The sequence below is a fragment of the Chryseobacterium sp. CH21 genome (assembly GCF_004119445.1).
Lineage (GTDB): Bacteria > Bacteroidota > Bacteroidia > Flavobacteriales > Weeksellaceae > Chryseobacterium.
The window spans coordinates 35,054-53,856 of record NZ_QICI01000018.1 but is presented as its reverse complement, the minus strand read 5'-3'; the positions used below and the strand labels follow the sequence as shown (position 1 = coordinate 53,856).

Genomic DNA, 18,803 nt, shown 5'->3' with positions numbered 1-18,803 from the left:
AACAGATAAATATGGAGAAGTAAAAACTTTGATAAAACAGATTTATCATAGGCATAAAGGTCGGTTTGGATACCGTCGTATTACTTTGATTATGAAACAGCAAGGAATTGTAATTAATCATAAAACGGTCTTAAGATTGATGAATATCCTGGGATTGAAAAGTATCATTAGGGTTCAAAAATACAGATCTTACCAGGGAGAGCAAGGCAGAATAGCACCAAATATTCTGGAGAGGAACTTTAAGGCAGATCAGCCCAACAGGAAGTGGGCCACTGATGTGACAGAATTTAACGTCTCGGGCAGTAAATTGTATCTTTCGCCGATAATTGACCTTTACAATGGCGAGATTATCAGTTACGATCTCTCGGAAAGACCTGTCTTTTCGCAGGTTATGAACATGCTCAAAAAAGGGTTCAGAAAAATCAAGGATACTGAAAACCTCATTATACACTCTGATCAAGGCTGGCAATATCAGATGAAAGCCTATCAGCATCTGTTAAAAGAAAAAGGCATTATACAAAGTATGTCCCGCAAAGGAAACTGCCTGGATAATGCGGTAATAGAAAACTTCTTTGGAACTTTAAAATCTGAAATGTTCTATACTAAGAAATTTAAAACCATTGATGAGCTCAAAAAAGAAATAAAGAAGTATATCAATTACTATAATAACGACAGGATAAGACTTAATCTAAAAGGAAAGAGTCCGGTACAGTACAGAACTCTTTCATATAATAATATTGTTTAATTTTGTCTAAACTTTTGGGTGCAGTCTATTTTTGGGTGGGATTTTTTTGTTACCAATCCTGTCTTAAATTTCAGATGCTGAAAACAAGTTTAAATTATGCGAAACATTGGCTGATGTATAGCATAAAAGATTCTTAAAATAAAAATAATGGTACATCATGAATTAACAGGCCGCTCCTCCGGAGCTATAATTTTAAAACAAATATGTCCTATTAACAGTTAGCTCCCAGTGGAGCTGGATTTGATCCCGTCGGGATCTGCTGTTAGTAGAAAAAAAGATGTTCCCATACAAAACAAAGCTCTAGAGGAGCGACCTGTTAATTACGCTTTAATTTAATCGGACAAGAATGATTTTTAATTTACATTGTAAAAGTAAAAATCTTCAGCAGAAAAAGCATTCAGGTTTTCCATAAAATCAAAATAAGCATTATAAAAATCAGGATCTACAGACAGATAGGGATTAGATAGCATATCGACCATAATGTATTCTATATCATGAAATGTATGCCGAATATTTTTTACTTCTAAAGCATATTGACTTTCTATAAAAATCAGAGGATAATTCAAACAGATGTATCCGATGGTTTTATCTCCTAAGAGCAGAACAACAACTTTTTCTGTATCCATTTCTATATTAATATTATAATGGGGTTTAAGTGTTTCCATTATAAAGCTAAAATTAGAATGTTTCCAGTAATTATCTGAATGAACAGCTGTTTGTAAAATTTTAGAGATATCCACTGTTAAATTTTGTATAAATGATTGGGAAGTACTTTTCTATAAGGATTGAAGTAAAATATTTTCACTAAATTTAAGTAAAATTACATCAAATGCAAATAGAAACAAGAAACCTGACCCTTCAGGATTATAATGAGCTGGCGGAAACGATGAAAAGGGCCTACCCGCAAATGTCGGAGTCCATTTGGTCCAAAAAAAGTATAGATAAGCTTACAAAAATGTTCCCGAACGGACAGATCTGTATTACCGTAGATGGAAAGCTGGCTGCTGTAGCGCTTTCTATCATTGTGAATTACGATGAATTCGGGGATGATCATACCTATAGTGATATTACGGGAAATTATACATTCAATACCCATACTTCCACAGGAAACGTCCTTTATGGAATAGAAGTCTTTGTAGATCCGGAGTTTCGTGAACTGCGTTTGGGAAGAAGGCTGTATGATGCAAGGAAAGAACTTTGTGAATTATTAAATCTAAAATCTATTGTCCTAGGCGGAAGAATACCGAATTACCATAAATACAGCCATGAGTTTTCTCCAAGAGAATATATCCGAAAAGTAAGAGATAAAGAGATTTATGATCCGGTATTGTCTTTCCAGCTTTCCAATAACTTTCTTCCGATAAGAATCCTGAAAAAATACCTTCCGGAAGATGAAGCTTCAAGGGAAAATGCAGTTCTTTTGCAATGGAACAACATCTATTACAGCAGAAAGCCCAATACCATGCAAGACAGCATTATCCGCCTTGGATTGGTACAATGGCAGATGAGAACTTTTAAAGACATAGAAGCCTTTTATGAGCAGGTAGAATTCTTCGTGAATGTGATGGGAGATTACAAATCTGATTTTGTCCTTTTCCCTGAGCTCTTCAACACGCCGCTGTTGGCTCCTTTCAACAATCTTTCCGAAAGAGACAGTATGATAGAACTGGCCAAGCTTACAGAGCAGATCAAACTAAAGATTTCTGAGCTGGCGATCAGCTACAACGTGAATATTATTTCCGGAAGTATGCCTGTTTTTGATAACGAAAATAATGATTTGTACAACGTAAGCTATCTTCTTCACCGTGACGGCCGTATGGATGAATACAGGAAAATTCACATTACGCCAAACGAAAAGAGATATTATGGAATGAAAGGCGGAAATGAAATCAAAGTTTTTGATACCGACTGCGGGAAAATAGGACTTGTTATCTGCTATGACGTAGAATTCCCGGAATTACCAAGAATTCTGGCCGATCAGGGGATGAAAATCCTGTTTGTACCGTATCTGACAGACACTCAAAACGCCTACATGAGAGTTCGCCACTGTGCCGCTGCAAGAGCCATAGAAAATGAATGTTATGTAGCGATCGCTGGTTGCGTAGGAAACCTTCCGAAGGTCAATAATATGGATATCCAGTTTGGACAAGCCGCAGTATTTACCCCTTCAGATTTTGCTTTCCCGTCCAATGCTGTGAAAGGTGAAGCTACTCCCAATACAGAAATGACACTGATTGTGGATGTAGACCTTAATCTGTTAAAAGATCTTCACCACAACGGCTCTGTTCAAGTCATGAAAGACCGCAGAAAAGATCTGTATGAAACCTATCTTAAATAACAAAACAGAATGCGAAAGCATTCTGTTTTTATTTTACCTAAAATTTCTTTGAGTGGATTACATGTACTCAGGACATACTACAGCAGGGCAGATCAGTCTTGGACATCTTGGTCTTCCGTCTGTTGGGCAGCATTGGTTGGAGCAGTTTCCGATAATGATTCCGCTTCCTGCAATCCCTTTTAATTGCGCTCTTGAAAGTTTGTTGTTACGTAAATTTTTCATGTTCTAATACTTTTGGTTGGTTTTATTTGTACGCTGTAAATATATTAATTTTTACAACATATGATGGTTTTTTGTTTTTATGATGAATTTAATGCTTTAAAAAGCTAATTATGTGTTGTTGTTTTTAATTTCATGTGTTGATGTTGTTATAATTATTCTTTTCATAAAGGAACAATTTTTGGAGTAAATTGCACCTACTATTGATACACTATGTTTGACAAGCAGCAAAGAAAACTGAAAAGATCCGCCAGATTGATTTCCGTATTGAGTAAATATGGATTTAAAGATATGCTGGCAAGAATGAACGGAGGAAATAAGCAGGAAGATACATCCAATTCTGATGAAATTATTTCAAAAGGAACGGTTTACGAAAGAATAAGACTGGCTCTTGAAGAGCTGGGACCTACTTTTGTGAAGCTTGGACAGTCATTCAGCAATAGGGAAGACCTTTTGCCACCGGAACTCATTCAGGAGCTGCAGAAACTTCAGGACAAAGTGGAAACAGTAGATATGGATGTAGAAGAAGCATTGGAAAGTGAATTTAATATTTCCGTTAAAGATTATTTTCTTGAAATTCAGAAAGAGCCTTTAGCTACGGCTTCCATTGCTCAGGTGTATAAAGCGGTTTTAAAAGATGGCAGCCCGGTTATTTTAAAGCTCAGAAAACCAGATGTACAGTCAGTCATTGAAGATGATTTGCTTTTAATCAAAGATATTGAAAAGCTGATATCTGCCTATTCGGAGATAGGAGAGAAGCTTAATATGAAACAGGCCATCTCTACCTTTGAAAAATCATTGCTGGAGGAAGTTTCCTTAACGAATGAAAGAAATAATATTCTGCAGTTCCGTCTTAATTTTAAAAATAATAAAGAAACCTACGTTCCAAATGTTTATGAGGAGTTTTCCAATAATAATATTCTTTGTATGGAGTTTATTGACGGGATAAAAGTAACGGACAAATCTGTTCTCCTGGCTAATGGTATTGATCCGGTAAAAGTTTCTGAAACAGGATTAAGGCTTTTTGTATCGCAGATTTTAGACTATGGATTTTTTCATGCCGATCCTCATGCCGGAAATATCTTAGTGAAAAAAGATGGTAAAATTGTTTTCATTGATTTTGGTGCGGTAGGAAAAATTCAACCTAATGATAAAGAAATTCTTGAAAATCTTATCGTAAGTTTTGTCGCTAAAAACTCCCATAAAATTGTTCGCTATCTCAAGAAAATGGCGGTAAGCTATGAAATCCCTGATGAAAGAAGATTTGAAAATGATGTGGATGATATTCTGAATTTCGTTCACAGCTCATCATTACAGGATATTAATGTACAGGTGATCATCAATAAGATGAAGGACATTTTAAAAGACAACAGGCTTTATATGCCGGATTATTTTTATCTTTTATTTAAAGGAATCAGCCTGATAGAAGGCGTTGGGAGAAATATCAATCCGGATCTGGATATTGTAAAAAGTCTTCATCCCTACACAAAGAAAATTTTCACCAGAAAGATCAGCCCTAAAAATCTTTTAAAAACAGGAATGGATCGAATGATGAATTTCACAGATAACGTGGATGAAATCCCGAAAGAGCTTCGTTCTGTTCTTCAAAAACTGGATGAAAACAAGTTCACCGTTTCCAGTGAGATCAAAAATATAGAAAAAACGAACCAGCTGATCAAATCCAGCGTGGTTAATCTCATTCTGGCCATGATTTTAGGAGCTAATATCATTGCCACTTCTATTGTTTTCACTTCAGAATCCGGTCCCAGAATAGGAGAATTATCTTTAGTAGCGGTCTTAGGTTTTATCTTTTCAATCCTTTTAGTCATAATCCTTCTATTGAGAGTAACCAGAAAATGATACACGGGTTACGTGATTCGTGATTCAAGTTCATATTCATATTTTAGGTTATAATGCAGTATGTAAAATTGTAAAACTTTCATTTAATTTTTAACTTATAACTCGTACCCGAACCCCATAACCCATAACCCGAACCCAATGAAAACACTTATTATAACGACAATCACCTTGTTCAGCTCATATTGTATGGCTCAACAGGGAAATGGAGAGAAGCTCCAGGGAGATTTTGACGGAAACGGAACAAAAGAATACGCTTACACAAAAGTCACTGACTGTGATGATGAGTGTGAAGGAAAGTGTGAAACAACCATTTATTTTAGCGATAAAAATATAAAGCCTATAACGATTACACCTGCAAATCAGGGAAGTTTGTATAATTTGGGAGATCTTAATGGTGATGGAAAGGAGGAGGTCGGCTTTTATCCCAATTGGTGCACCAGCTGCTGGCATCCATTTTACGTGTATACTTTGAGTAAAACAGGCTGGAAACCCTTATTGCCGTCTATTTCAACTCATTGTAATCAATGGGAAGAGGATAAATTCCCTATCAAAAAAGATCCGAAAAAGAAAGGATATGTTATTGTTACTTCCAGCAAATGGGAAGATGATGATATTAAAATCAAAGTCAATAGCGTAAAAGTAAATTAAAGAGTTAATTTGTTGCTGGTTGCTGGTTAATCATTTATTTTCCGGATAACTAGAGTTTTTTGTTTTTTTATCTTCAGAAAAATTGACAATTCACTTGCGAAGCAACATTCACTATTGATCAATTCCTTACCTCTAATTTTCAACTTCTAATTAAATACCTATCTTTGCAAAATGGAAAAACTCACTTTTGCAGATTTTGACCTTCCGGTTAAAATTCTTGATGTTTTAGCGGATTTGGAATTATTTGAACCTACACCGATTCAGGAGAAGAGCTTAAAACCTATTCTTTCGGGAAGAGATGTAATGGGAATTGCACAAACCGGAACTGGGAAAACATTAGCTTATCTTTTACCCGTTCTAAAAACATGGAAATACAGCAAAACAGGAAATCCAACTGTTTTGGTACTTGTTCCTACAAGAGAATTGGTGGTGCAGGTAACTGAAATCCTTGAGAAACTGACAGAAAATATTACTGCAAGAGTAATTGGAATATATGGTGGGAAAAATATCAATACGCAAAAGCTATTATTTAATGATGGTTGCGATATTTTGGTAGGAACACCGGGAAGAGTGATGGATCTTGCCATAGACAATGCGATTTCCCTGAAAGAAGTTCAGAAGCTGATTATTGATGAATTTGATGAGATGCTTAACTTAGGTTTCAGACCACAGCTTACCCATATTTTTGAAATGATGAAAGAGAAGAGACAGAATATTCTTTTCTCAGCCACCATGACAGAAGCCGTGGATGAAATGCTGGATGTCTATTTCGCCAATCCAATTGAAATTTCATTGGCAAAATCCGGAACACCGCTTGAAAAAATTGAGCAGACGGGTTATAAAGTTGAAAACTTCAATACTAAGATCAACTTATTGGAGCATTTGCTGAAAAATAATGCAGATATGTCTAAAGTGTTGATTTTTAACAATAATAAAAAACACGCAGATCTGCTTTTTACTAAAATTGATGAGCTTTTCCCTGAACAATTTGATGTGATTCACTCGAACAAATCTCAGAATTACAGATTGAAAGCTATGAAAAGCTTTGAAAATGAAGAGATCAGAGGTTTGATTACAACGGATGTAATGGCAAGAGGTCTTGATATTTCAAACATTACCCATGTAATCAATTTTGAAACACCTGATATCCCGGAGCAGTATATTCACAGAATTGGTAGAACAGGTAGAGCAGATAAAGAAGGAAAGGCAGTTACTTTTGTTACTAAAAAAGAAGAACCTTTGATCCTCGATATTGAGCTGTTGATGGATAAAGATTTGAAGTTTAATGAATTCCCGGAGGAAGTTAAGATTAATCCTAAAAAGATCGCCGCTGAAGAAGATCAGGTGGTCATGAAAAATCCTGCACAGGTAAAACTGAATGAGGGAGGAGGCGCATTCCACGAGAAGAAAGCTAAAAATACAAAAGAAAACTGGGGTGGACCTTCGAAAAGAAAGGCACCTAAGAAGTTTGGAGCCAACAGAGCTCAGCAGAAAGCCATTTCGAAATCGAAAAGAAAGAAATAAAACGAAAACTCCCGGATTGTCCGGGAGTTTTTATTTTTAATCAGATTGAATGTTATTGCTCTTTAAAATTTCTTTAAACTTATCTGTTTTGCCCTCCTCTTTCATGCCCTTGTAGATACGGCTTATTACAGCTTCTGCGTCAGATCGGTAAGGAGATTTCTGTTCATTGTAGATTCTGTATGCTTTGCAGATATAGTCAAGTCTTTTTCATTATCTTTCAAATGAGTGAAGTAGATTTGTCCTATTCCATAATAAACTTCCGGATCATTGGGATATACTTTATCAAAATCATGATAGGCATCAATAGCTTTCTGATATTCTTTTTTGTAAATATAGGCTATTGCAATATTCTGTAAAGGCATTTTACCTTTAGGATCTACATTTAATGATTGTTTATAAGCATTCAAAGCCTTATCATATTCTCCAACTCTTCTGTAGCAGATTCCCAGATTATCCCATGCATAAATAAATTTCGGATCAGCCTTTACAGCCTGCTCATAATTCTGAATGGCGTCCTTCCAGTTTTCCTGTTTGGAGGCATCTACCGCTTTCTGGTAGAAATCAAGAGCTGTTTGATTTTTTGAGAACTTATCATAGCTGGTTTCTGATGTGGTGGTAGCTCTTTTTACGCTCTCACAGTGTTGCATCAGATAACGCTCAATTTCATTATAGCTGTCCTTATACTGCTTTGAATCCTTATTGGTATTAAAAGTCAGGTTAACCTGCTTTTTCCCGTTTACTTCTTTTACGTTTTCAGACTGTTTTTCTGCTCCTTTCAAAAGGGTTGAGATCTGAAGTGCTCCCGTGTACTTGTCTATACATCCGTGAACATCTTTAATGATATCTTCTTTCTTTCTGTTAGACAGAGAAATAGAATCAGCACATTTGCAGGCGTTTTCCGAAAGTTCCTGAAGAACTGTTTTTTCATTCGGTTTTTCCTGAGAAAATGAAAGAGAATACAGTAAAACAGAGCATAAAATGGTTATTGTTTTTTGTATCATGGGTTGTAGTTTATTTCAGGTAAGGCGTAATCACTTTCGCCCAGATTTTATATCCCTCCGGCTTAAAGTGAAGCATGTCTTCCACAAAAATATCTTTTCTTACATTTCCGCTAGGGTCTTCCATTGCTTTTGTAACATCAATGAATTCAGCGTTCGGTTCTTTTTTCATAAAAGCAGCGATCTTTTTATTGGCAATTTTCATTTGCGGCCAGATCACTTCTCTGCTTGGCGAATATTTAATTGAGATATAGTCTATTTCAATATTAGGAAATCGCTCACGTATTTTTTTGTAGAAAGCTTTATATCGGTCTACGACTACTTTTGCTTTTAGCTGATGATTGTCTGCAAAGTCATTTTCACCACAGTAAATAATAATCTGTTTCGGCTGATAAGGTGCTAAAAGATCATTCGAAAAATCATTAAGATCTGTAAGCCTTGACCCCCCGAATCCTCTGTTGATAATTGTTTTACCCGGAAAATAATCTGCTATATCAGTCCATTTGGTGAATGATGAGCTTCCCAGAAATAGGATAGCATCCTTTTGTGGCGGGTTTTGCTGATCCTGTTTTTTGAACTCCTGAATGTCCTGCCAGAACATGGGTTTATTTTCCTGAGAAAAGGCAATAGTAAAACACAGCAGTAAGAATGCTGTTAAAATCTTCTTCATTATATTCAGTTTTAAATTAGATATAAAAATAATAAAAAACTCCCGATTATCGGGAGTTTTATGATTTATCTTTTGTAGGTAACGTAAGTGACTTCAGGAATTTTATCTCCATCCAAATCAAAGTTTCCAAACTGCTGGGCAAGTCTCAAATCTTTGCTAGTAAGCATATCCACTCTGTAATTTGATGTTTCTTCATTGTCAAGTTTAATTCCCAAGACTTTAGAGTCAGCATCATAGGTGTATCTTCCTTCAGTTTTTTGATCCATTTGACAGTCTGCACCTGTTCCTGTATATGCTGTATAGCTTACATAATAATCTGTTCTGAAGAAAAGAGTATTTTTAGCTGCACATCCGGTGTTTGGATACGATTGAAGCACTGTTTTATTATCTTTTCCGGAAATAATTTCTCTTTTAACTTCCTTCCAGTCTCCCTTCATGATATCCATATCATAAGCTTCGAGATTATCATCTTTACAAGAAGTAAGCGCCAGGGCAGAAAAGGCAAATAAAAGTAGCTGTTTTTTCATTTTCACAAATTTAAGAATATGCTAAAATATAAATAAATTTGAAATATCTATAATGAAATAACGATTTTTTAAACGAATGTTTGTAAATTAAATAATTTTATGAATACTGCGATACGAGATGCGAGTTTTGGGTTATATATTTTCAACATGAAAATTAATAAACACTTTCATCCGAATCTCGAAATAGCGTAGCTCAAATCTTTTGCCTGTACTCCGAAACTCGCAACCCGATCCACTAATAACTCATCTCTACAATCTTATAAGCATCCTGCGGAGTCAGTTTTTTATATTCTCCAAGACCTAGCCAGTTTCTTTCTGTAAAGGCTTTTTCAACCTTTTCAGCAGTTCCGTTAAAATCTTCTGTATACTCGGATAATCTGGTTTTGATGTGAAGACTGTGGAAGAATTCCTCCATTTTTTTGATTCCCAGCTCTGCTTTTTCTTCTAAAGTTCCATCTTTAATTCCCCAAACTCTCTCAGCATATTGAGCCAATTTTCCTTTTTTATCTTCAAAATTGTAGCGGTAATGAGATGGAGCGATAATAGCCAGCGTTCTTGCATGATCAATTCCAAAATAAGCTGTCAACTCATGACCCATAGCGTGTACGGCCCAGTCTGTAATCACTCCTTTCTGGATTAATCCGTTCAGAGCCATAGTACAGCACCACATAAAGTTTCCGGCAGCATCATAGTTGAAGTCATCAGCCAATACCTTTGGAGCTGTTTCCTGCAGACTGATCAGAATACTTTCTGCAATTCTTTCCTGAAGATCAGCAGAAGAAGGGGCTGTCATATATTGTTCCAAAACGTGAGTATAGGCATCAGTGATTCCATTCACGATTTGATTTTTGGGAATAGATCTGATCACTTCCGGATCCAGTACAGAAAACTGAGGGAAAAGCCCAGGTCCTCCTGAAGACAATTTCTCATTGGTTTCTCTTCTTGAGATTACATATCCAGAATTCATTTCCGAACCCGTTGCAGGTAGTGTTAAAATACTTCCGAAAGGCATTCCCTGCCCTTCAAATGTTCTTACCGATTTTCTCAGGATATCCCATGGTTCACCATCATAATGGGCTGCTGCAGAAAGGAATTTTGTTCCGTCTATCACAGATCCTCCGCCAACAGCAAGAAGGTAAGTGATGTTTTTTTCTTTAATAAAGTTTAGTGCATTGATCAAGACCTCATATTCCGGATTTGCAGGAACTCCACCAAATTCATACACTTCATGATCTTTCAAAGCCTCTTTTACCTGATCGTAAACACCGTTATTTTTGATGCTTCCGCCACCATAGATCATTAATATTTTTGCGTCTTTGGGAACCTCGTTAGAAATTTTAGCGATTTCACCTTTCCCGAAAAGTATTTTTGTTGGGTTTTTAAACTCGAAATTAAGCATTGTTCTATATTTATTTTAGGTCAAATTTACGGAATGGAAAAGGAAAATTGAGTTAATGAAATTTTAAAATTGCTATAATTCATTTTTATGAAAGCTATTGCTTTGAGCTGCTTCTATTCCTCTTTTTTTATTCCGATCTAATTTAAATACTATTCTTCAGATGAAAGATAGGCTTTTGCTCTTTTTATAAAAGCTTCTTTATCTTTGTTGATCTCTTCCAATAGTTTTTTCCTGTCATCAGGAATAGTAAGATATTGATCTCCCCAAAGGTTGATTTCTACAATTACGGGAATAAGATCAATCCCTTTTTGAGTCAGAAAATAAAGAATTTTCAACTTGCTGTCCGGATGGTCTTTTTTATTAATTATTCCGTTGTCTAAAAGGTTCTGAAGCCTTGCAGCCAGAATATTGGTGGCTATTTTTTCATCTGCTTTCAGGAAGTCCCCATATGTACATTCTTTTTTCAGCATAAGATCTCTTATAATGAGCAGCGACCATTTGTCGCCCCACATTTCCAGTGAACAACTGATGGGGCAGTCTGATCTTTTTTTATTCATTTTTTTTAATTTAAAAATAACACTTGCAAATTGAAAGTTATTGTTTTAATTTTGCTTTTATTTTGCAAGTAAATTTAATCATAAAAAATTAATAAATCAAATGGATCATTATGACATTGCCGTAATTGGCTCAGGACCCGGAGGATATGTAGCGGCTATTAGAAGCGCTCAGCTGGGTTATAAAACAGTGATTATAGAAAAGTACGATACTTTAGGAGGAACATGCACTAATGTGGGCTGTATTCCTACCAAAGCTTTATTGGACAGTACCCATCATTATGCAGAAGCACAACATAAATTCAATGAACATGGGATTAAGCTGGAGAATATAGAACTTGATTTTCCCCAAATGTACAGAAGAAAAGCAGAGGTAGTTTCAAAAAATACCGGAGGACTAGACTTTTTAATGAATAAGAACAACATTACAAGGTTAAAAGGGACAGCAACCTTTGTTAATAATTCTACCATAAAAATTGTCAACGAATCTGAGGTTACAGAGATCACTGCTCAACATTATATCATTGCTACAGGTTCAAAGCCTTCGACTATTCCGGGAGTAGAGATTGATAAGAAAAGAATAATTACTTCCACAGAAGCATTGTCTTTGCAGGAAAAACCGGAATCTATGGTAATCATCGGCGGTGGAGTAATAGGGGTAGAAATGGCCTCAATCTTTAATCGTCTCGGAACCAAAGTAACTATTCTGGAATATGCCGATCATCTTATTGCGAATATGGATCATGAATTGGGAAAAAACCTTCAGAAAATCCTGAAAAAAGAAGGAATTGATATTCGTCTTAATCATGCTGTTTATAAAACCGAAAATACAGGTTCTGCAGCTAAAGTATTTTTTAAGGATAAAAACGGAGCAGAAGTTGAACTGGAAGCAGATTATATTTTAGTAGCCGTAGGAAGAAGTCCTTATGTAAAAGGTCTTGGTCTTGAAAATACAGATGTACAGCTGGATGAGAGAGGTTTCATTAAAGTGAATGAAAATAATCAAACTTCAGTATCCAATATTTATGCAATTGGAGATGTTATTGGTGGAGCAATGCTTGCTCATAAGGCAGAGGAAGAAGGTGTGTTTGTTGTAGAAACCATTAATGGACAAAAACGTCATATTCATTACAACCGTATTCCGTCAGTAGTCTATACATGGCCGGAAGTAGCTTCAGTAGGGTATACAGAAGAATATCTGAAACAAAATAATATGGCATATAATGTAGGAAAATTCCCGTTTTCTGCTAGTGCGAGAGCCAGAGCTTCAATGGATATGGAAGGTTTTGCGAAAGTATTAGTAGATCCGAAATATGGAGAAATTCTGGGTGTTCACATCATTGGTGCCAGAGCAGCAGATTTGATTGCTCAAGGAGTTATTGCTCAGGAATATGAAGTGACCGCAGAAGATATGTTCCGTATTTCTTATGCTCATCCAACCTATTCAGAAACTCTGAAAGAAACTTACCTGATAGCATCTGGACAAGGAGCTATTAATATATAAAGAAGTAATATTCAAAATTAAACCATTAAGATTTTTGAAGAATTTAAGAAAAATTAAGCTCCATCTTTGATGGAAAAATTAAGCGAAGTGCTAAACAAAATAGCTTTAGCTATTCCCTTAACTAATCTTATCATCTTAAAAAATCTTAATGGTTTAAAATATAAGATTTTAAATTGTAGTACTTTTTAAAGGATCATTTACAAAGAAGAACAGTTTTCATCCTTCGCATACATCCCATTACTTTTCGCTTCCAGCTTTCCTGTTTTTCTATTGATTTTGATGAGAAAAGATTCTTTCACGGCCGGACAACCCTTAGACCGCATTAGATACATAGAAATATGGCGGTCTTCAATTTTATAAGCTCCGGTAAAACGGTTAGTTGTATCCACAGAAAACCCATACGTTTTTGCCAGTAAAATAGCCTCCGGAAGATTGTCTACTGTTCCTATAAAATCTCTCAACTGCTGCTCATTGGAAAAATAAACAGATTTTTCGTCTTTGCATGCCAGAATGTAAGAAAAGCAGTTATTCCCAATACATTTCTGGAAAAAACCTCGTTCAGGAACAGGTTCATTGATCGTCATAAAGTCAGGAGCCTGGCTTTCATAAATCACTGCTTTTTCATAATCTGTATCATTACTGAGTACGCGCCAATAAGTATAGTCTTTATCAGGTACAATGAACGGGTAGAGATATTCTACATTGTCAAGGATATCAGGGATTTTCTTATAATCATCAGGAACTTTGATCTGGCTGTAAAGCAGATTGGAGAAGATCAGGGAAAATGCGATGATTATTTTCATAGGGAATGTGTTTCCGGTGCAAATGTAAAGAGAATTATTGCAATATAATTTTATAATATCCTTTTTCATCAGTTACATCAATACCTATGCCTGTAAATGTTATTTTATTAATTTGATATCCGTCACAAGCACCTTTAAACTCTGATGACTGTATGGAAAAATCAAAAGGTTTAACATTAGAAGAAAAATGATACTTTTTTGTACCATTATAGGCACCTACATTTTCCAAAATAATCATATTATCGGATGTTTTGCTTACTTGTACACTGACATTATTTTCGTCCTGAATAGAATAGCTTGTCAATGTGCCATTGGCAATAAGATTTTCATCATTAGAATCCACAAACTTAAAAACGATGGGTAAGGGAGCATTGTAACAATCTTTTTCACAAGAAATGAATAGAAGGGATATTATTATGAAGATTAATATTTTTTTCATGGATTATGGATGGTGTGGAAAGTAAAATTAATCATAAATATTTTGTAATCAAAATTATAGTAAAACTGAATTATTAAAACAAGCTTTTTATATTTTCAAAATAATGTAATCTGAATTAATTCACTATATGCTCCACAAACGGAACAATTCGTCCATTTTCAATTTTCCCTTTGATATAAATAGAATCCCCATTATTGAATACATATTCTTTCACCAGAAGATTGGTAAGACCATACGGTTCAAGAAATGAATTCACCCATGGATGCTGATCTTTTATAATTGATATCTTATGATTCTCTATGGGTTTATAGTCTTTTAAATAAGAAGGAGTTTTGTAATTGGTACCATAAGTGTCTTGAGTGAAATGTCCCATACTGACCAGATAATCGGGGATCGCTAATTTAAAATCAATAGTATATAATTGTCCATTAATAGAAAGTTGAGTTCCTTCTGAATATCCTGCAATGACACTATAATCAAAATTTTCATCAATTCTTATAGGACGTTTTTTTCTTTCAGCGGTTCCGATACGCAGAAGATATAAAGCGGATTCTTTTCCTGCCATCGGTGAACTCACTGTTTTGTCGGCATATATTTTACATTTCAGAACTGGTAAAGAAGCAATTTTGTCAAGTTGGTCATTGTGATCTTTTACTGCATCCTGCATGGAATTAATACTGTTGAAAACAAAAGAACTAAACCCTATAAACATGGAAATGCAAATAAATATAAACACACCAAATATGATAAGCATGGTTTTAATTCCCTTTTTATCAACCTTTGTTCCGTTTGATTTGATATTTACATTAGCGTTGAAGTTGAATTTAATCATTAAGAGAGTTTACATGGAGGACAAAACTAATCAAATTTTAAACAAAAATTAATATTATTTTTTTTGTATTTCGACCATAATTTTTGCCATTTGTCAATTATATTAATTTCAAAATCGCTTACATTTGTTAATATGATACATGACCAACGCGCAGAAAAATTCAGGCAGATTGTGGAAAATAAGTTCCAGATCTACAATTCATTATTTATGAGCCTGCCTTATGATAAAATGACGAATATCGGAATGCTGCTTCCGTTTCTTTATGAAGAAAGCAGAACCGGTTATGAAGCAGGAAAAACTCCTGAAGATATCGTCGAAGAATTCTTTAAAAACCATACCGATCTCCAGAACGAAGAGCAGAAGCTGGAGCTTCTTTTCAAGATCATTCAGTATATAGAAAGACAGGTCGTTTTATTTGACAGTATTGAAGATGCTGCATTTCCCAGTCTCCATTCTGAAAGTGATAACGGTACAGTGACGAATCTCTTTGAACGTTCTTTTCAGGATCATAAGATTGAAAAAGTGCGCGAAAAACTAAAAGATTTTAGTGTAAAGGTCGTATTTACGGCTCACCCTACTCAGTTTTATCCAAGTTCGGTACAAAGAATTATTCAGGATTTGAGAGGGGCTATTACCGGAGACTCTGTAACACAGATTGATATGCTTCTGCAGCAGTTGGGGAAGACACCTTTCGTCAACAAAGAGAAACCCACTCCAATAGATGAAGCACTGAGCATTATTTCTTATTTGAGGTATGTATACTATGATACCATTGGCGAATTATTTACTAAGATCAAAAAGACTTTTGAAAACGGACATTTTCATCTCCATGAAGATATTATCCAACTTGGTTTCTGGCCGGGAGGTGACAGAGACGGAAATCCTTTTGTAACTGCAGAGGTAACGAAAAGAGTAGCAGAAGAACTTCGCTCAGCCATTCTGAAATCCTATTACAGCCATTTGAAATTCATCAGAAGAAGGTTGAGTTTCAGAGGGGTTTCCGAAGTATTGACCCAATTAAGTGAAGAGCTGTATGACGCAATTTTTGATGGAAAAAGCATTAAAGCAGAAGATATTTTAAAGAAGGCTGCTGAAGCAGAAAAAATATTAATCAACGAACATAATTCTTTATTTCTGGATCTTTTGGTTAATTTCAGGGATCGTGTGATGATTTTCGGGACTCACTTTGCAACCCTGGATGTCCGTCAGGACAGCAGAATTCACCAACAAGTTATTGATGAGGTGTATACAAAAGTGTACGGAAATGGAGACGCTGATTACAATCAGAAATTCAATAAGTTGATTCATATGTCAGAGAAAGTATATGTCGATGATTTTGAAGATATTGTAAAAGATACATTATTAACAGTTTCGCAGGTTACAGATATTCAAAACCTGAATGGACTGCGAGGAATGAACCGTTATATTATTTCCAATTCCGATGCTGTAAAAGACGTTATGAATGTCTATGCATTCTTTAAAGTTTGCGGTTATAAAGATGAGGATATCAACATGGATATTGTTCCGCTGTTTGAAACCATGGAAGGTCTCGCCAATGCAGAGAATGTGATGAATGAGCTGTACCATAATCCTGTTTATAAGAAACACCTTGAAAAAAGAGGAAACCAACAGACGATTATGCTTGGATTCTCGGATGGAACCAAAGATGGAGGATATTTAAAAGCCAACTGGGAAATTTATAAAGCAAAAGAAGTACTGACTAAACTTTCTGAACAGAATAATATTAAAGTCGTATTCTTTGACGGTAGAGGTGGTCCACCAGCAAGAGGAGGTGGGAAAACCCACGATTTCTATGCTTCTCAGGGAAAAACGATTGCCAATAATAAAATTGAACTAACGATTCAGGGGCAGACTATTACCAGTATTTTTGGAAATAAAGAACAGGCAAAATACAACTTTGAACAGCTTCTGACGGCTGGTGTAGAAAATGATGTATTCAAAAATGCCAAAAAAGAACTTACAGAGAAAGAGAGAGCTTTGATTATTGAATTGGCAGATATCAGCTATCAAAAATATTCAGATTTAAAGGCACATCCAATGTTTGTACCTTATCTTCAGGAAATGAGTACCCTTGAATATTACGGGAAAACCAATATCGGAAGCCGTCCTTCAAAAAGAGGAAACGGGAATGAATTGAAGTTTGAAGATCTGAGAGCGATACCATTTGTTGGATCTTGGTCACAGCTGAAGCAAAACGTGCCAGGTTTCTTCGGTTTTGGATATGCAATGGAGAAAATGAAAGAGCAGGGAAGATTTGAAGAAGTAAGAGAATTGTACAAAGGTTCAGATTTCTTTAAAACCTTAGTTTTGAACTCGATGATGAGTATGAACAAATCTTATTTCCCTTTGACTTACTACATTAAAAACAATCCGAAGTTCGGTGCATTCTGGAATGTCCTTTTCGTTGAATATCAGCTTTCAAGAGACATTATGCTGGAACTGACAGGATTTAAAATGCTTCAGGAAGAAGATCCTTTATCCAGAAAATCGGTGAAGATCCGTGAAAAAATTGTCCTTCCGTTATTGAGTATTCAGCAGTATGCTTTGATGAAAATCCAGAAAGGAGAAGGAAATAAAGAAGCGTATGAAAAGCTGGTGACCCGTTCTTTATTCGGGAATATCAATGCGAGCAGAAACTCAGCTTAAGTTAATACGAAAGTTTCGTACAATATGATATCAATAGGAATGGGCTTTAGCCCATTCTTTTTTATTGACCCATCCACAGGCTTTAGCCAAAATAGGTTGCAACCAGTTTTACAAGAATATCTCACGCAGATTACGCAGATCACACAGATGTTTATGTTGTAATAAATCTGCTCAATCTGAATAATCAGCGGGAAATAAAAAATTATTCTTTTAAGAATTTTTCGTACAAAACCTTATCCTTCGTCTGAATTTTCAGATAATAAGTTCCTTTTGCAAAATCCTCCACTTTGATAGATTTTTGGTTGCTGCTTTTTCTGATGGATCTTCCCAGATTATCATAAACTTCCAATGACTGAATCTCTTGTTCCGATGCTACATTCAGAATGTTTTTAGCAGGATTGGGAAAGATAGAGAACTTTTCTTTTTTCACCATTTCAGAAGTGTTCAGAACGAGATTATATAAGCTCCCGAAATTAAGAATTCCATATCCTATCTGATCTGAAGAAGCAGGATAAAGAGAAGCAGTCTGTCTCAACCTTGTTCTCATCTGCTCTCTGTTCATTGTTGGGAATGCCTGGATAAGACATGCTACACCTCCGGCAGCAATAGGAGTAGCAATGGAGGTTCCGTTTACGATAAGAGTTGCATTATCATAGACCGTTGTGGTACCAGTACCCTGAGTACTTCCATCAGGCTTTACCACACCAAGAGAATTCGGTCCGAAAGAAGAAAATCCGGATGCCGTTCCTGCAGAATCTACAGATCCGATAGAAAATACTTTAGCATTATCAGAGGGTGTCATAAGGTAATGCCATGGCTGTTGTCCTGAATTACCCGCAGCGGCAAGAACAAAAATTCCTTTTTCAGCAGCAATACCTGCTCCGCGGGCAATGAAAGAAGTATTTCCATTCATATTGGCATAAGTATAATTGTAACGGCTGTCATCAAAAACATTGTACCCCAATGATGAGGTAATGATTTCCACCCCTTTTCGGTCTGCTTCTTCGGCTGCTTCAATCCAGTATAACTCTTCTTCAGGAACTTCTACAGCTGCGTTCTCACTACGGTACAAATAG

Annotated in this window: 18 protein-coding genes; 7 read left to right on the top strand and 11 right to left on the bottom strand. The window is 35.7% G+C overall.

Annotation, left to right across the window (positions count from 1 at the left end; genetic code table 11):
- Nucleotides 1-745, top strand: a 745-nt coding sequence (locus BOQ62_RS02385) for an IS3 family transposase (RefSeq protein WP_129036809.1), incomplete at its 5' end; no start/stop codon positions are given.
- Nucleotides 746-1,098: 353 nt separating this feature from the next.
- Here BOQ62_RS02385 and BOQ62_RS02380 read toward each other — a convergent pair.
- Nucleotides 1,099-1,410, bottom strand: a complete 312-nt coding sequence (locus tag BOQ62_RS02380) for a hypothetical protein (RefSeq protein WP_129036808.1) — start codon at nucleotides 1,408-1,410, stop codon at nucleotides 1,099-1,101.
- A gap of 164 nt (nucleotides 1,411-1,574) precedes the next feature.
- Between BOQ62_RS02380 and BOQ62_RS02375 the strand changes: the two genes are divergently transcribed.
- Nucleotides 1,575-3,083, top strand: a complete 1,509-nt coding sequence (locus BOQ62_RS02375) for a carbon-nitrogen hydrolase family protein (protein WP_129036807.1) — start codon at nucleotides 1,575-1,577, stop codon at nucleotides 3,081-3,083.
- A 57-nt stretch (nucleotides 3,084-3,140) separates the two neighbouring features.
- Here the strand turns inward: BOQ62_RS02375 and BOQ62_RS22320 are convergent, their stop codons facing one another.
- Nucleotides 3,141-3,305: a hypothetical protein gene (locus BOQ62_RS22320; protein ID WP_164976662.1), complete on the bottom strand. Its 165-nt coding sequence runs from the start codon at nucleotides 3,303-3,305 to the stop codon at nucleotides 3,141-3,143.
- A gap of 210 nt (nucleotides 3,306-3,515) precedes the next feature.
- Here BOQ62_RS22320 and BOQ62_RS02370 point away from each other — a divergent pair, with 210 nt between their 5' ends.
- The 3 genes from BOQ62_RS02370 (at nucleotide 3,516) to BOQ62_RS02360 (ending at nucleotide 7,334) form a co-directional block, all read left to right on the top strand.
- Complete coding sequence (locus tag BOQ62_RS02370) at nucleotides 3,516-5,162, top strand: ABC1 kinase family protein (RefSeq protein ID WP_129036806.1); 1,647 nt, start codon at nucleotides 3,516-3,518, stop codon at nucleotides 5,160-5,162.
- A gap of 138 nt (nucleotides 5,163-5,300) precedes the next feature.
- Nucleotides 5,301-5,810, top strand: coding sequence for a hypothetical protein (locus tag BOQ62_RS02365; RefSeq protein ID WP_228413595.1), 510 nt, complete (start codon nucleotides 5,301-5,303; stop codon nucleotides 5,808-5,810).
- A gap of 171 nt (nucleotides 5,811-5,981) precedes the next feature.
- A complete protein-coding gene (locus BOQ62_RS02360) occupies nucleotides 5,982-7,334 on the top strand; it encodes a DEAD/DEAH box helicase (RefSeq protein ID WP_129036805.1) in 1,353 nt (450 codons plus the stop codon).
- Between the two features lie 125 nt (nucleotides 7,335-7,459).
- Here the strand turns inward: BOQ62_RS02360 and BOQ62_RS02355 are convergent, their stop codons facing one another.
- From BOQ62_RS02355 to BOQ62_RS02335, 5 genes are all read right to left on the bottom strand, one after another.
- A complete protein-coding gene (locus tag BOQ62_RS02355) occupies nucleotides 7,460-8,335 on the bottom strand; it encodes a tetratricopeptide repeat protein (RefSeq protein WP_129036804.1) in 876 nt (291 codons plus the stop codon).
- 10 nt (nucleotides 8,336-8,345) lie between these two features.
- Entirely contained in the window at nucleotides 8,346-9,002 is a 657-nt protein-coding gene (locus tag BOQ62_RS02350) for a GDSL-type esterase/lipase family protein (RefSeq protein ID WP_129036803.1), read from the bottom strand.
- A 65-nt stretch (nucleotides 9,003-9,067) separates the two neighbouring features.
- Nucleotides 9,068-9,529 carry a lipocalin family protein gene (locus BOQ62_RS02345; RefSeq protein WP_129036802.1) on the bottom strand — a complete coding sequence of 154 codons (462 nt, stop codon included), beginning with the start codon at nucleotides 9,527-9,529 and terminating at the stop codon, nucleotides 9,068-9,070.
- A gap of 235 nt (nucleotides 9,530-9,764) precedes the next feature.
- Complete coding sequence (locus BOQ62_RS02340; RefSeq protein WP_129036801.1) at nucleotides 9,765-10,928, bottom strand: iron-containing alcohol dehydrogenase; 1,164 nt, start codon at nucleotides 10,926-10,928, stop codon at nucleotides 9,765-9,767.
- Nucleotides 10,929-11,077: 149 nt separating this feature from the next.
- Nucleotides 11,078-11,485 (bottom strand): winged helix-turn-helix transcriptional regulator, encoded by a 408-nt coding sequence (locus tag BOQ62_RS02335; RefSeq protein ID WP_129036800.1) that lies wholly within the window; start codon nucleotides 11,483-11,485, stop codon nucleotides 11,078-11,080.
- 100 nt (nucleotides 11,486-11,585) lie between these two features.
- On the opposite strand from BOQ62_RS02335, the gene lpdA reads away from it, so the two are divergent.
- Nucleotides 11,586-12,986, top strand: coding sequence for a dihydrolipoyl dehydrogenase (gene lpdA, locus BOQ62_RS02330; protein WP_129036799.1), 1,401 nt, complete (start codon nucleotides 11,586-11,588; stop codon nucleotides 12,984-12,986).
- Between the two features lie 197 nt (nucleotides 12,987-13,183).
- On the opposite strand, the gene BOQ62_RS02325 is transcribed toward lpdA, so the two are convergent.
- The 3 genes from BOQ62_RS02325 to BOQ62_RS02315 all read right to left on the bottom strand — a co-directional run bounded on the left by BOQ62_RS02325 (nucleotide 13,184) and on the right by BOQ62_RS02315 (nucleotide 15,060).
- A complete protein-coding gene (locus BOQ62_RS02325) occupies nucleotides 13,184-13,789 on the bottom strand; it encodes a hypothetical protein (RefSeq protein ID WP_164976661.1) in 606 nt (201 codons plus the stop codon).
- 34 nt (nucleotides 13,790-13,823) lie between these two features.
- Nucleotides 13,824-14,228 carry a hypothetical protein gene (locus tag BOQ62_RS02320; RefSeq protein ID WP_129036797.1) on the bottom strand — a complete coding sequence of 135 codons (405 nt, stop codon included), beginning with the start codon at nucleotides 14,226-14,228 and terminating at the stop codon, nucleotides 13,824-13,826.
- A gap of 115 nt (nucleotides 14,229-14,343) precedes the next feature.
- The gene (locus tag BOQ62_RS02315) at nucleotides 14,344-15,060 is read right to left on the bottom strand and encodes a hypothetical protein (RefSeq protein WP_129036796.1); all 717 of its coding nucleotides are present in this window, start codon (nucleotides 15,058-15,060) and stop codon (nucleotides 14,344-14,346) included.
- Between the two features lie 132 nt (nucleotides 15,061-15,192).
- On the opposite strand from BOQ62_RS02315, the gene BOQ62_RS02310 reads away from it, so the two are divergent.
- The gene (locus tag BOQ62_RS02310) at nucleotides 15,193-17,727 is read left to right on the top strand and encodes a phosphoenolpyruvate carboxylase (RefSeq protein ID WP_129036795.1); all 2,535 of its coding nucleotides are present in this window, start codon (nucleotides 15,193-15,195) and stop codon (nucleotides 17,725-17,727) included.
- 202 nt (nucleotides 17,728-17,929) lie between these two features.
- On the opposite strand, the gene BOQ62_RS22860 is transcribed toward BOQ62_RS02310, so the two are convergent.
- Nucleotides 17,930-18,799: a S8/S53 family peptidase gene (locus BOQ62_RS22860; protein WP_228413593.1), complete on the bottom strand. Its 870-nt coding sequence runs from the start codon at nucleotides 18,797-18,799 to the stop codon at nucleotides 17,930-17,932.
- Between the last annotated feature and the right edge of the window lie 4 nt (nucleotides 18,800-18,803).